General features: G+C 62.1%; 11 protein-coding genes. 4 read left to right on the plus strand and 7 right to left on the minus strand.

All coding sequences use genetic code 11. The features are described from left to right. Position 1: 1 nt before the first annotated feature. The 6 genes from BLV09_RS12725 to BLV09_RS12750 are packed head-to-tail and all read right to left on the minus strand — an operon-like array spanning position 2 to position 5,902. A complete protein-coding gene (locus BLV09_RS12725; RefSeq protein ID WP_100386729.1) occupies positions 2 to 1,342 on the minus strand; it encodes an acyclic terpene utilization AtuA family protein in 1,341 nt (446 codons plus the stop codon). Further along, a complete protein-coding gene (locus BLV09_RS12730) occupies positions 1,342 to 2,061 on the minus strand; it encodes an ABC transporter ATP-binding protein (protein ID WP_146687537.1) in 720 nt (239 codons plus the stop codon). The genes BLV09_RS12725 and BLV09_RS12730 overlap by 1 nt, the downstream gene beginning before the upstream one ends. Then, positions 2,051 to 2,782, minus strand: coding sequence for an ABC transporter ATP-binding protein (locus BLV09_RS12735; protein ID WP_146687538.1), 732 nt, complete (start codon positions 2,780 to 2,782; stop codon positions 2,051 to 2,053). Before BLV09_RS12735 ends, BLV09_RS12730 begins: the two co-directional genes overlap by 11 nt. Next, a complete protein-coding gene (locus BLV09_RS12740) occupies positions 2,772 to 3,692 on the minus strand; it encodes a branched-chain amino acid ABC transporter permease (RefSeq protein ID WP_146687539.1) in 921 nt (306 codons plus the stop codon). The genes BLV09_RS12735 and BLV09_RS12740 overlap by 11 nt, the downstream gene beginning before the upstream one ends. Further along, positions 3,685 to 4,611: a branched-chain amino acid ABC transporter permease gene (locus BLV09_RS12745; protein ID WP_146687541.1), complete on the minus strand. Its 927-nt coding sequence runs from the start codon at positions 4,609 to 4,611 to the stop codon at positions 3,685 to 3,687. The genes BLV09_RS12740 and BLV09_RS12745 overlap by 8 nt, the downstream gene beginning before the upstream one ends. Positions 4,612 to 4,654: 43 nt before the next feature. Continuing rightward, on the minus strand, positions 4,655 to 5,902 hold the full coding sequence (locus BLV09_RS12750) for an amino acid ABC transporter substrate-binding protein (protein WP_146687542.1): 1,248 nt from the start codon (positions 5,900 to 5,902) through the stop codon (positions 4,655 to 4,657). 200 nt (positions 5,903 to 6,102) lie between these two features. Between BLV09_RS12750 and BLV09_RS12755 the strand changes: the two genes are divergently transcribed. The 4 genes from BLV09_RS12755 (at position 6,103) to BLV09_RS12770 (ending at position 10,123) form a co-directional block, all read left to right on the plus strand. Then, on the plus strand, positions 6,103 to 6,513 hold the full coding sequence (locus BLV09_RS12755) for a Zn-ribbon domain-containing OB-fold protein (protein WP_100380714.1): 411 nt from the start codon (positions 6,103 to 6,105) through the stop codon (positions 6,511 to 6,513). A gap of 3 nt (positions 6,514 to 6,516) precedes the next feature. Next, the gene (locus BLV09_RS12760) at positions 6,517 to 7,656 is read left to right on the plus strand and encodes a thiolase C-terminal domain-containing protein (RefSeq protein WP_146687544.1); all 1,140 of its coding nucleotides are present in this window, start codon (positions 6,517 to 6,519) and stop codon (positions 7,654 to 7,656) included. Positions 7,657 to 7,844: 188 nt separating this feature from the next. Continuing rightward, the gene (locus BLV09_RS12765; protein ID WP_100380712.1) at positions 7,845 to 8,765 is read left to right on the plus strand and encodes an SDR family NAD(P)-dependent oxidoreductase; all 921 of its coding nucleotides are present in this window, start codon (positions 7,845 to 7,847) and stop codon (positions 8,763 to 8,765) included. 242 nt (positions 8,766 to 9,007) lie between these two features. After that, complete coding sequence (locus BLV09_RS12770) at positions 9,008 to 10,123, plus strand: SMP-30/gluconolactonase/LRE family protein (RefSeq protein ID WP_146687545.1); 1,116 nt, start codon at positions 9,008 to 9,010, stop codon at positions 10,121 to 10,123. 152 nt (positions 10,124 to 10,275) lie between these two features. Here the strand turns inward: BLV09_RS12770 and ppc are convergent, their stop codons facing one another. Then, positions 10,276 to 13,071 carry a phosphoenolpyruvate carboxylase gene (gene ppc / locus BLV09_RS12775; protein WP_146687547.1) on the minus strand — a complete coding sequence of 932 codons (2,796 nt, stop codon included), beginning with the start codon at positions 13,069 to 13,071 and terminating at the stop codon, positions 10,276 to 10,278. Positions 13,072 to 13,155: the final 84 nt, after the last annotated feature.

A 13,155-nucleotide genomic window follows, 5' to 3' on the forward strand; every position in this document is an offset into this window, starting at 1 on the left:
GTTATGCCCCTACAAAGCGGACCTGCGGCTTCGCCCGTTCGCGCGGCAGCAGAACCGAGGCAACCGCGACGACATCGCGTGCCGATTTGAACGCGCCGCCACCGGCGGCCGGGCCATTGGTGTAGAGCGTCTCGACCTCGTTGCCGATCCGCACGGCCTCGCGCAAATTTTCGGTACGGCCCGCGACGCGAACGCGAACCTCGTAGGGCTCGTTGGCGTGCGCGGAGACTTCCGGCCCGTGCAACGAGTCGACGCCAATCAGTTCGAACCGCAGTTCACTTGCGGCGACGCCTGACAGTTTCAGCCGCTCGCGAACAATGTCCAATGCCAGCCGTCCCCGCGCGAGCGCGCCGGGACCGGCGTAGGAGATTTGGCCCTCGCCGATATAACTATCGACATAGCCGACCGAGACTTTGAGCGTGTCGGTGCGCTTGGTGCCGCGCCCGCCACTGACACGCACGCGGTCCGGTGCGATCTCCTCGACCTTCACCTGTGAAAAGTCCGCGACCACGTCGGGCTGGAGATACCGTTTGGGATCGTGCACCTCATAGAGCAACTGCTCCTTGCAGGTCTGCGCGGTCACCGCGCCGCCTGAACCCGCAACCTTGGTGATGACGAGTGCGCCGTCCTCGCGAACTTCGCCGATGGGAAAGCCCAGCCGCGCCAGACCCTGGATATCCTTGTAGCCGGGGTCGGCAAAATAGCCGCCGGTGATTTGGCCGGCGCATTCCAGCAAATGCCCGGCGACGGTGCCCTGCCCCAGCAAATTCCAGTCATCCATCGCCCAGCCGAAGGCGTGGATCATCGGCGCCAGGAACAGCGCGGGATCGGAGGCGCGCCCGGTAATGACGACATCGGCGCCGCCGCTCAGCGCTTGCGCCATCGGCTCGGCGCCGAGATAGGCGTTGGCCGACAACAGCCGGTTGCCGAGCTGCTTGATGGTGCCGTCGAACTCCATGATCGGGAGATCGCCATCCTTGCAGGCATCGAGCACGTCGTCGCCGACGATGGCGGCGATCTTCAACGATGACAGTCCGAGCGATTTGGCGATTTCGGCGGTCTTGCGTGCGGCCGCTTCCGGATTGGCCGCGCCCATATTGGTGACGATCTTGATGCCCTTGGCGGCACACGCCGGCAGCACCGCGCGCATCCGTTCCTCAAGCAGCGGATCGTAGCCGCTTTCAGGATTCTTCATCCGCGCCTGCTGCGCCAGCGCAACGGTGCGTTCGCCGAGACACTCGAAGACCAGATACTGGATGTCGCCTTTTTCAGCGAGTTCGAGCGCGGGCTCGATGCGATCGCCCGAATAGCCGGCACCGGATCCGATCCTGATCGTGCGCATCACTTCAGCCCGAAATAAGCTCGCCGCAACGCCTCGTTATCGGTCATTTCGGCAACCGTGCCGGAAAAACGGATGCGGCCGCCTTCCAATACAAACACCCGCGTCGCCACTTCCAAGAATCCGATATTCTGCTCCGCGATCAAAAGCGCAAGGCCTCGCCCGCGCAAATCGCTGAGGATACGGATGACCTCCTTGACGAACAACGGCGACAGCCCGGCCGATGGCTCATCCATCACCAAGAGCTTCGGTTCGGCCGCAAGCGCCTTGGCGATGCCAAGCATCTTGCGCTGGCCACCGGACAGGCTGGACGCAGGCGCACGGCGCTTGTCGCGCAGCACCGGGAAGATGCCGTAGAGCTCCTCAACCCGCGCGCCGGGATCGGCATGCCCCAACGCCTGCGCGCCGACGCGGATATTTTCCTCGATCGACAGATCCGGGAATACCGCGAGTTCCGACATGTAGGTCATGCCGAGCCGCATCCGGTCGCTGGAACGCATCCGCGTCACGTCGGTGTCGGCAAGGCGGATGCTGCCGTGCCGGGCCTCGATCAGGCCGACCAGCGATTTGAGAAAAGTGGTCTTGCCGGCGCCGTTGGCGCCGAGCAGCAGCACGGTCTCGCCGGGGCGCACGTCGAGATCGACGCCCCAAAGCACCTGCATGGTACCGTAACCGGCGTCGACGCCGACAGCCTTCATCAGCGGCGCAGCTTCAGACAGCATGCTCGCCTCCGAGGAACACTTCGATGACCTGCGGCACCTGAACCGCAACCGCGAGCTTGCCTTCGAAAATCTCCTTGCCCGCATTCATGACGATGACGCGATCGGTAATATGTTCGATAAAACCCATCAGATGCTCGACCACGATGATCGCAATTCCGGACTGCGCCAACGCCTTGATGCGTTCGGCGATCCAGTCGAGTTCCGTCGGGTTGCAGCCGGCCGCGAGTTCATCGAGCAGCAACAATCGCGGACGCGTCGCGAGCGCACGAACCAGATCGAGCATCTTCTGCTGCACATTGTTCAGGTCGGCCGCCGGCCGGTCGGCGACGTCAGCCAGCCTGTATTCGTCGAGCAGCGCCGCCATCGTCGGCGGCGTCACCGCGGCGCGGCCATAGGCCAGCGCAACCTCGATGTTCTGACGCACGGTCAGCGACAGAAACGGCTTGGGAACCTGGAAGGTGCGGTTGACGCCGCGATGGACCAGCTTGTGCGATGCCATCCCGCCGATCGATACTCCGTCCATGACGACCTCGCCGCCATCGGGCGCATAAAGGCCCGATATCACGTTGATCGCGGTGGTCTTGCCGGAACCGTTGGGCCCGACCAGTCCCAGGATTTCGCCGGGCACGACATGGAAGCTCAAGCCGTCGAGCGCGTAAAAACCGCCGAAGCGTTTGACGACCTTGGCAACGTTGAGAATGGGCGCGCTATCAGGGGACATTCCACCCCCTGCGCGTTGCAAGCGAAACCAGCCCTGCGGGAAGGAACAGCACCAGCCCCATGATCAACAGCCCGTAGATCAGCTGGAAGTATTGCGGTGTCGTAAACCCGATCAAATTGTAGATCCCGTAGAGAATGATGACGCCGACGATCGGACCGGTGATCGTGGCAACACCACCGAACAGCGCGAACACGATCGCGAAGATGCTGAAATCGCCGCTGAACACGTTGTCGGGATAGAACACCGAAACGTACCAGGCATAGACGCCACCGGCGAGGCCTGCGACCAGCGCCGAGGCCAGCCACGCGATCACACGCATCCGCACCACATTGACACCCGCCATCGAGGCGCTGACCGCGTCTTCCCGCACCGCTTGCAGCGCAAGGCCGAACCGCGAATTTTTCAAAAACACCACCGCACCCAGCGTCAGCGCGAGCACGACGATCGCCGCCGCATAGGCCAAGGTCGGGTTGAACGTGCCGGTCAGCGAGACGCCGTACGGCCCACGCGTGATGTTCTCAAGCGCCGGATTGGCAACGAAGTGAAGCACCGCGAGCGATGCGGCCAGATTGGCGATCGCGAAATAGGCGCCGGACAGACGCAGCAGCGGCGTCAGCAACAGCCCAAGCGCGACACCGACGATTCCGGCCACGATCACCGCGAGCGGCGCCGGGGTCTGGTACTGCATGACCATGATCGCGAAACCGTAGGCGCCGGCGCCGAAGAAGCCGACATAGCCGAACGGCAGATAGCCGGTGAAGCCGTAGATAATGTTCACGCCCTGGGCGAGGATCAGGAAGATCACGAAATTGAACAGCAACAGGTGGTTTTGGTACACGCCCGGCAGCACCGCGAAGATGACGATCAGCGGCGCGACAAGGAACAGCAAATGTTTAATGGAGCTAGGCAACGCGCACCCGCCTTCCGAGCAGGCCGCTTGGACGCAGCAGCAGGATGAAGATCAGCAGCACATAGGGCAACAGGTCGGCCCATGAGCTGAGATAGGTCTGCACCAGCATATAGCAGACGCCATACACCACGCCGCCGAGCGCCGTCCCTAAGGGATTGCCGAGCGATCCCAGCACGACGATAGCAAATGACGTGACGGTCGCGTCGGCGCCGAACGCCGGCGTCACCGATCCGAACATGAAGGGCGCGAACACGCCTGCAACCGACGCAAGGCCCAGGCCGATGCCGAAGGCCGCCGCGGAGACGCGATCGACATCGATGCCGGTCGCCAGCGCCTCGTCGCGCCGCGACATCACGGCGCGGGTCAGCGTGCCCAGGCGGGTACGGTACAAATAGACGTAGACGAAGGCGATCGCGATCAGGCTGGTGATGGCCGCAATCACCCAGGGCGCGGGAAATCCCTGGCCAAAAATCTGCACCGGTCCGCTCGCCCCCGCCTGACCGCCGAACAGCTTGACCCGGATGGTCGAGAACACGGTGCCGAGCAGCCGGCTCTGGATCGAGCGTTCGCTGGTGCCGGCGAAAATCGTCGTGATGGCCTCGATCACCTGCGACAACCCAAAGAACAGGATGATCGACAGCATCTCCGGATTCACCGAACCCTGCAGCCGCGGCACCAGGACCCAATAGAGCAATACGCCGACCAGCACGAAAATCACGAACGCCAGCGGCACCGCAAACAGTGGATCGATGCCTGCCAGCGACACGACGCCGAACGCAACGAACGCGCCGAGCATCAGGATGTCGCCATGCGCAAGGTTGACGATGCGCATGACGCCGAACACGAGGTTGAGACCTATTCCGACCAGACTGAAATACAGACCGAACAGAACACCGGCAACGAGCGCATAGATCAGCATCGGCGCGTCGCTCCCGGCGTCCGGCGCTTGGTCTGCAATCGTGTCATGGACGCGGATAGACCGGCTTGCCGGTTGCGGTTTCGTGCGGGTAGATCGAGACGAACTTGATGTGCTCGTGCTCGTTAAGCTCCAGCTGCCCAAGCGGCGTCAACTCGCCGATCTGGCCGCCGATCTCGTCCAGCGCATAAGTGCCGTCCAGCGTCTTGAGCTGGCCTGACAGGCTGAAATTGGCGCGGCGCAGTTCGAGCTGATCGAGGCTGGTCGCGACCGACAGCGTCTTCTCCATGACCAGGCCGGTGGTGTAACCGGCGACCGCGTTGAAACCAAACTCGATCTTGCCGTCGGGATAGGCCTTCTCCCAGGCCGCCTTGTATTCCTTCATGGTCATGCCGAAATTCACGGGATAGTCGAGTTCCGATGGCGGCACGTAGGTGAACACGTGCTCAAGCCCCTTGGCGCCGACGTTCTTTTCCAGCAGCTCGGTCTCCAGACCCGCGTAGATGCAGAACAGCATTTTGAACTTGGTGCCGACATCCTGCACGTTGCGCAGGAACGCGATATCGTTCGGGGCATAGCCGAAATGAATCACCGCATCCGGATTCGTGTTGGCGATGTTGTTGATGATCACGGTGTAGTTGGTGGTTTCGGTCGGAATGCCCTGATCGTAGACGATCTCGATCGGCGCGCCGGAATCCTTGACGAATTTGCGGAATGCGTTGGCCTGGGTGCCGGTGAATTCGTTGGTCGAATAGAGGATCGCGACCTTCTTGATTCCGAGGCCGGGGCCGTCGTTCGAAATGAAGTCGGCAACCGGCTTCGGCCAGACGGTCGAGACCGGATCGGCCATCAGCGCAATGTAGGGATTGTCCTTGGAGAAGAAGCTCGCGCCCGTGCCGGTCTGGTCGAACAGGAACATCTTGCGGTCGCGTGCGATCGTTGCCGCAGGCGCCGTCAGCACCGAACCGGAATCGGAGGCCAGCAGATCGACCTTATCCTGCGTGACGAGCTGGTTATACAGCGTGGACGCGGTCGCGGTGTTGCTCTGGTCGTCATAGGCGACAAGCTTGACGGGAATTTTCTTGTCGAACGCCTTCACGTAGACGCCGCCATCGGCATTCTTCTGCTCGGCCCAGAGCTTGAGACCATTGAAAACCGGCATCGAAATCGAGGCGTAGCGCCCCGATGACGCGTAAAGCGTGCCGATCTTGATTTCCGCCGGCGCATCAGCAGCCATTGCCTGCGTGGCAATGCCCAGACCTGCTGCCAATACCGCGCCCGTCACCTTCAACATAAAATCCTCCCGGTTTCTAATTCGGGCGGACCATAGCCCGGGGGATTGGAGGGATACAAGCACCCACGGCTAATCCATTGTGCGCGTATCGGAATACGCCCATGCGACAGGCTGGCTGGACCGTTGACGGCAGGCAGTCCAATGTCGCATCAAGATCGGAACCAGCGGTCCGAAACGGACCCCCAGGGAGGGATTTACGAATGGCCGAGCCAGCGCGCGCGCGACCGAAACCGACGCCGGAAACCCAGCATTTCTGGGACGGCACGCAAGCCGGCGAACTTCGCCTGCAGCGCTGCGACGCCTGCGCCAATGTCTATTTCCCGCCGCGCCCGTTCTGCCCCTCCTGCGCGTCGCGCAAGGTCAGCGTGTTCAAGGCCAGCGGCCAGGGCAAGCTCTATAGCTACATCATCCATCACCGCCCCGCGCCTGGCTTCACGCCGCCCTACGCCATTGCGGTCGTCGAACTCGATGAAGGTCCGCGGATGATGACCAATATCGTCGATTGTCCGCAAACGCCGGAGGCGCTCGAACTCGACATGAAGCTGGAAGTCGCATTCGAAAAGCTCGACGACAAGATCACCCTTCCCCTGTTCCGTCCGGCGAAGGGTTAAATCATGCGCAGAAATCAGGTTGCCGTCGTCGGAGCTGCCGAGACCACCGAACTCGGCGTTATCCCCAACGTATCGCAAATCCAGCTGCATGCGGATGCGGCGCTGAATGCCATCGCCGATGCCGGATTGAAATTATCCGACATCGATGGCTTCGCTACTGCGGTCGAAACGCCGCAGCAGATCGCGCATTATCTCGGCATCACCCCGACCTGGGTCGACGGCACGTCGGTCGGCGGCTGTTCGTTCATGCTGCACGTCCGCCACGCCGCCGCGGCGATCGAGGCCGGGCTGTGCAAGACGGTGCTGATCACCCATGCCGAAAGCGGCAAATCCAATATCGGCCGCACGCCGCGTATGATCGGTCCCGACAGCCTCAACGGGCAGTTCGAGCTGCCTTATGGCGTAACCACGCCAGCCAGCATGTTTCCGATTCCGGTGCTGCGCTACATGAAGACCCACGGCATCACCCACGAACAGATCGCGATGGTCGCGGTGGTGCAGCGTGAATGGGCGGCGAAGAATCCGCGCGCCACCATGAAAGCGCCGATCACGGTCGAGGACGTGCTGAACTCGCGGATGATCGCCTATCCCTTCCGCATCCTGCAATGCTGCCTCGTCACCGACGGCGGCGGCGCGCTGATCCTGACATCGGCCGACCGCGCCAAGGATTTTCCGAAGAAGCCGGTCTATATCCTCGGTACCGGCGAGAGCGTGGAAACGCCGATGGTCAGCCAGATGCAGACTTTCGATTCCTCGCGCGCCTTCAGGGTTGCCGGCCCCCTCGCCTTCAAGGAAGCCGGCATCGCGCACAAGGACGTCGATCATCTGATGATCTATGATGCGTTCGCGCATCTGCCGCTCTACGGGCTCGGCGATCTCGGCTTCATGCCGCATGAAGAGACCGGCAAGTTCATCGCCGACGGCCATACGCGTCCGGGCGGCAAGCTGCCGCTCAACACCAATGGTGGCGGCTTGAGCTATATGCATTCCGGAATGTACGGCATGTACGCGCTGCAGGAGAGCGTGCGCCAGATGCGCGGCATCGCGCCGGCGCAGGTGCCGGGCGCGAAAATCTCGGTCTGTCACGGTGTCGGTGGCATGTTCGCGGCGAGCGGCACGATCATCTTTACGAACGAGCGGTGACAGACGGAGCCGAACCGCTACGAACTGTCTTCACCTCTCCCATCGGGAGAGGTCGGCGCATCGCGCCGGGTGAGGGGTTACGGTCCATCGATAGACCGTAACCCCTCGCCCCACCCCTCTCCCACAGGGAGAGGGAGCGCACTTCCGCTGCGGCAATGTCGAATATAACAGGAACAAAGGAGACAATCATGGCCGGCACCAAATCACTCCAGGATAAAGTCATCATCGTCACCGGCGCGGGACGCGGCATCGGCCGCGAGATCGCGCTGCTGTGTGCGGCCGAAGGCGCCAAGGTCGTGGTCAACGACCCCGGCGTAGCGGCCGACGGTTCGGGAACCAGCGCCGCGCCGGCCGAAGAAGTGGTCGAGGAAATCAAGAAGCGCGGCGGCACCGCGGTTGCGAATTTCGAGACCGTTGCCGAAGCGATCCCGGCGAGCCGGATCGTCAAGGCGGCGACCGACCATTTCGGCAAGCTCGATGGCGTCGTCAACAATGCCGGCATTCTCCGTGACATGATCTTTCATCGCATGAGCGTGGAAGCGTTCGAATCCGTCATCAAGGTGCATTTGATGGGATCGTTCTACGTCTCCCATGCCGCCGCGCGGCTGTTCCGCGAGCAGGAAAGCGGCTCGTTCGTTCACTTCACCTCGACGTCGGGCCTTGTCGGCAATTTCGGTCAGGCCAATTACGCGGCAGCGAAACTCGGCATCGTTGGATTGTCGAAATCGATCGCGCTCGACATGAACCGCTTCAATGTGCGCTCGAACTGCATCTCGCCGTTCGCCTGGAGCCGCCTGATCGGAACCATTCCGACGGAAACCGAGGCCGAGAAGGCGCGCGTTGCAAAAATCCAGCAGATGGGACCGGAAAAGATTGCCCCGGTCGCAGCCTATCTCCTGAGCGACGTCGCCAAGGACGTCACCGGACAGATCTTTGCGGTGCGTATGAACGAGATTTTCCTGATGAGCCAATCCCGCCCGCTGCGCTCGGTGCACCGCGGCGAAGGCTGGACGCCACAGACCATCGCCGAGCACGGCATGCCGGCGTTGAAGCCATCGTTCTACAAGCTCGACCGCTCCGCCGACATTTTCAGCTGGGACGCGATCTAAGATCTGAGAACATTTCCCAACGCGTCGTCCCGGCGAACGCCGGGACCTATAACCACCGGGCGCTATTATCTAAAGAAGGTGTCTACCCGCTCGTCTAACTACAATTGCCGCGGCGTATCGGTCCCGGCATTCGCCGAGACAGATGGGCGTCGCTATCTCTGGTTGTTTCGAGAGTCTCGCCCGCTTTATGCCGGATTGCGGGCACATGATTACCTCCCAACAAAAAAATATGGGAGGAAATCATGACAAGCCTACTGACCTTTCCCGACAAACGAGACGAAGGCGAATCTGACGGTTTCAACCGCCGCACCCTGCTGAAGGGGGCGGCGGCGCTTGCCACCACCGTTGCGATGACGTCGGAAGCCTCAGCCCGCGATTTCGGTCGCGGCGCTGAACCTCAACGCTATCCCGATCCCGATATCGTCGTGATCAACGAAAAGCGCTTCAAGGCCAAGGTCGGCAACACCTCCATCAAGCGACTGTTTACGGGCTGTCTGTGGGCAGAAGGGCCCGCCTGGAACGCCCAAGGCCAATACCTTGTGTGGAGCGACATTCCCAACAACCGTCAGCTCCGCTATCTCGACGATGACGGCCACATTTCGGAGCAGTTTCACAAACCTTCCAACGAAGGTAACGGCAACACGTTCGACTTCGAAGGGCGGCAGATCACCTGCGAGCGGACCCGGCTTGTCCGCTTCGAACATGACGGCGCACTCACGGTGCTGGCCGAGCAAGCAGGCGGCAAGCAGCTCAATGGCCCGAACGACGTCGTCGTACACCCCAACGACAAATCGATCTGGTTCACCGATCCCGGCTATGGCGCGGTGAGCATCTACGAAGGGCAGAAGGCCAACACGGGCTCCGTGCAGCCTTACCAGAAAGAGGCGGTATATCGGCTCGACGCGCTGACCGGCCAGGTGACCAAGGTTGCCGACGAGCCGTTCAAACCGAACGGCATCGCTTTCAGCCACGACTACAAGAAGGTCTATGTCTGCGATACCGGCATCACGCATTACCCCAATGCCAAGAACATCGTCTGGCAGTACGACCTGACCGGCGACAAGCTCTCGAACCCGCGGACGTTGATCGACATGACGCTTGACGGCAAATCAGGCTTCCCTGACGGCATGCGGGTCGACACCGAGGGCAATGTCTGGGTCGGCGCAGGCTGGGTCGGCGACGGCTATGACGGCGTCCAGATCTTCGCGCCGGATGGCGAACGCATTGGCCAGATCCGCCTGCCCGAGACCTGCGCAAATGTCTGCTTCGGCGGGAAAAAGCGAAACCGGCTGTTCATGGCCGCGAGCCAGTCGCTGTATGCCGTCTATGTCGAGACCCAGGGCGCGCATAATTGCTGAGTTGTTTACCGACGCACGGCGTTAACGATCCACGTCATGGCCGGGCTCGTCCCGGCCATCCACGTCTTGCTTCCTGCTTGCTTGTACAAAGACGTGGATACCCGCGACAAGCGCGGACATGACGGCTGAGGGCGAGACCAGCGACTCGTCGCCTACCCGCTATTCCTGAGCCCCGCCGAAATGCCGTTGATGGTGAGCTGGATCCCGCGCAGAACCTGCTCATCCGGATTTTGCGCGCGGTGCTCTTTCAGCAGTTCGACCTGCACATGGTTGAGCGGGTCCAGATACGGAAAACGATTGCGGATCGACCGCTCCAGCAGCGGGTTGCTCTCCAGCAGGCGCTCCTGTCCCATGATGTCCAATAGCGTTTCAATCGAATTGTGCCATTCGCGGCGGATGCGCCCAAAGATATTCTCGCGCAACGCCGCATCCGGGACCAATTCGGCATAGCGCGATGCGATCGCGATCGAGCTCTTCGCCAGCACCATGTCCATGTTCGACAGCAGGGTTCGGAAGAATGGCCATTCGCGATAGATTTCTTTAAGGAACGGCATGCCCTTGTCCGGATGTTGCGATATCCAGGTCTCGACCGCGCTGCCAAAACCGTACCAGCCGGGCAGCATCAGGCGGCATTGCGCCCAGCTGAAGACCCAGGGGATGGCGCGAAGGTCCTCGATGGCGCGGGTTTTCTTGCGCGATGCCGGCCGGCTGCCGATGTTCAGCGTCGAGATTTCGGTGATGACGGTGGATGCCCAGAAATACTCCGCAAAGCCTTCGGTCTCATAGACGAGGCCGCGATAGGCCTTGAAGGCCAGCGCCGACAATTCCTCCATGGCTTCCAGATATTCGCGGCGCGGCGCGCTTTGCTTCGGCTGCAGCAGGCTAGCTTCCAGCGTTGCGGCGGCCAGAATTTCCAGATTGCTGCGGCCAACCTCGGCGTTGGAATATTTGCTGGAGATGATTTCGCCCTGCTCGGTGATCCGGATCTGGCCGTTCACCGCGCCGCCGGGCTGCGCGATGATGGCGTCATAGCTCGGGCCGCCGCCGCGGCCGACCGACCCGCCACGACCGTGGAACAGCCTCAAGCGAACGCTGTGGCGTTCGAACACGTCGACCAGGCCGATCTCGGCCTTGTAAAGCTCCCAGCCCGAGGTAACGAAACCGCCATCCTTGTTGCTGTCGGAATAGCCGAGCATCACCTCCTGCACACAGCCGCGGCTATCCACCAGCTTGCGGTAATCGTGCAGCGCCAGCATCCGGTCCATGATCGCGGATGAGGCCTGAAGATCCTCGATGGTCTCAAAGAGCGGCACGATATTGACCGCGCTGCGGCCGGAGGGATCGACAAGACCTGCCTCCTTCAGCAGCAGCGCCACTTCCAGCATGTCGGACATGCCCTGGCACATCGAGATGATGCATTGGGGAATGACATCAGCGCCGAATTTGGCGTGTGCTTCAGCGGCGGCGTGGAATACCGCGAGTTCGCCCAACGTCTCTTCGCTGTATTTCACGAAAGATGACGTCAGCGGCCGCGCATTGCGCAGTTCGCTCGACAGCAGCGCAACGCGGGCGTCCTCGCTCAAGGCCAGATAGGACATGCCGGGCGTCGCCGCGTCGAGCAGCTCCGCAACCGTACGCTCGTGCACGGCTGAATTCTGCCGCATGTCGAGACGGGCGAGGTGGAAGCCGAAACAATCGACGGCACGGCGCAACAGCCGCAGCCGCCCGCGCGCGATCACGCGCGAATTATTTGCGATCAGCGAACGGTCGAGCACGTCGAGATCGGCCTTGAATTCGTCCACGCTGGCGTAAGGCGCCGCCTCGCCGACCGGACGCCGGGTGATTTCCACGTCCAGCTTCGCGGCGGTCGCGGTGAGCCGCGCGTAGATGCCCGACACCGCCAGCCGATACGGCTCGCCGCTGCGATGCGGCGAGGTATCGGGTGAGCGCTCGGCCAACAAGCGCAGTTCATCGGAAACGTCAGCGAGGTGCGCGGCCAGCGACAGTTCGGAGCCGAGCACATGCAGCTCTTCGAGATAAAAACTGAGCACGCGGCTCGACTGCAGCCGCAACGTGCCGCGCATGACCTCGGCGGTCACGAACGGATTGCCGTCGCGATCGCCGCCGATCCAGCTCCCCATCTTGAGGAAAGATGCCAGTTCGCCGGGATCGCCGCCGTCATCCTTGTTCAACCGGTCCTCCAGCGCGCAATGCAGCCGCGGCACTTCGTGCAGGAAGGTGTAATCATAGAACGAAAGGCCGTTGGCGACTTCATCGAGCACGGTGAGCTTGGTACGGCGCAGCAGGTTGGTCTGCCACAGCGTCAGCACATCCCGGCGCAACTGCTCGTCGCTGGCCTCGATTTCTTCGGGCGTGAGTTGAACCCGTTCGCGGCGATCCAGAAGTGCCGCGATCTCCATCTCGCGGTCGATGGTGCTCTTGCGGCGCACTTCGGTCGGATGCGCGGTCAGAACCGGGCTGACCAGCGCCTCCTTGAAAAAGCGGCGCAGATCGGCCGGGCTGAAGCCGGCCTCGCGCGCATGCGACAAGGTGCCCGCAAGCGCGCCCGAAGGCGCCTCGCTACCGTTACTGCGCGTCCGCATCTGGCGAATGTTGTTCTGGTCCTCGGCGATATTGGCGAGGTGCGAAAAATAGCTGAACGCCCGCACGATGCGCACGGTCTCGCTGATCGACATGCTGTCGAGGATGGTTTCGAGCTCGCGCCGCGCCAGCCGATCTTCGTCGCGGTGAAACCGGATCGAGGTCTGCCGGATGCGTTCGACCAGGTCGAACGCGTCGGCGCCTTCCTGATCGCGCACGGTATCGCCGAGAATGCGTCCCAGCAGCCGGATGTCGTTCCGCAGCCGGGCGTCCTCCTCAAGTGCGAGCGCCTCCTCGGCGCGATTGGCCCGCAATTCGGCGTTGGAAGGCATCGTCTGGGTAGACATGGCTGGCTGCTCCAGAAAATTGCCCGGCAACTCCGCAGTCTGCAATTTTTTCGGTTCGGCGCAAGATGAAGATAAAGGCGGACG

It is taken from the genome of Bradyrhizobium canariense (genome assembly GCF_900105125.1).
In the GTDB taxonomy this organism is placed as follows: Bacteria; Pseudomonadota; Alphaproteobacteria; order Rhizobiales; family Xanthobacteraceae; genus Bradyrhizobium; species Bradyrhizobium canariense_A.

Coding starts and splice junctions, on each gene's coding strand:
- BLV09_RS12725 (WP_100386729.1), bottom strand. CDS start 1,342: ATGCGCACGATCAGGATCGGATCCGGTGCCGGCTATTCGGGCGATCGC.
- BLV09_RS12730 (WP_146687537.1), bottom strand. CDS start 2,061: ATGCTGTCTGAAGCTGCGCCGCTGATGAAGGCTGTCGGCGTCGACGCC.
- BLV09_RS12770 (WP_146687545.1), top strand. CDS start 9,008: ATGACAAGCCTACTGACCTTTCCCGACAAACGAGACGAAGGCGAATCT.
- BLV09_RS12750 (WP_146687542.1), bottom strand. CDS start 5,902: ATGTTGAAGGTGACGGGCGCGGTATTGGCAGCAGGTCTGGGCATTGCC.
- ppc (WP_146687547.1), bottom strand. CDS start 13,071: ATGTCTACCCAGACGATGCCTTCCAACGCCGAATTGCGGGCCAATCGC.
- BLV09_RS12760 (WP_146687544.1), top strand. CDS start 6,517: ATGCGCAGAAATCAGGTTGCCGTCGTCGGAGCTGCCGAGACCACCGAA.
- BLV09_RS12745 (WP_146687541.1), bottom strand. CDS start 4,611: ATGCTGATCTATGCGCTCGTTGCCGGTGTTCTGTTCGGTCTGTATTTC.
- BLV09_RS12765 (WP_100380712.1), top strand. CDS start 7,845: ATGGCCGGCACCAAATCACTCCAGGATAAAGTCATCATCGTCACCGGC.
- BLV09_RS12755 (WP_100380714.1), top strand. CDS start 6,103: ATGGCCGAGCCAGCGCGCGCGCGACCGAAACCGACGCCGGAAACCCAG.
- BLV09_RS12735 (WP_146687538.1), bottom strand. CDS start 2,782: ATGTCCCCTGATAGCGCGCCCATTCTCAACGTTGCCAAGGTCGTCAAA.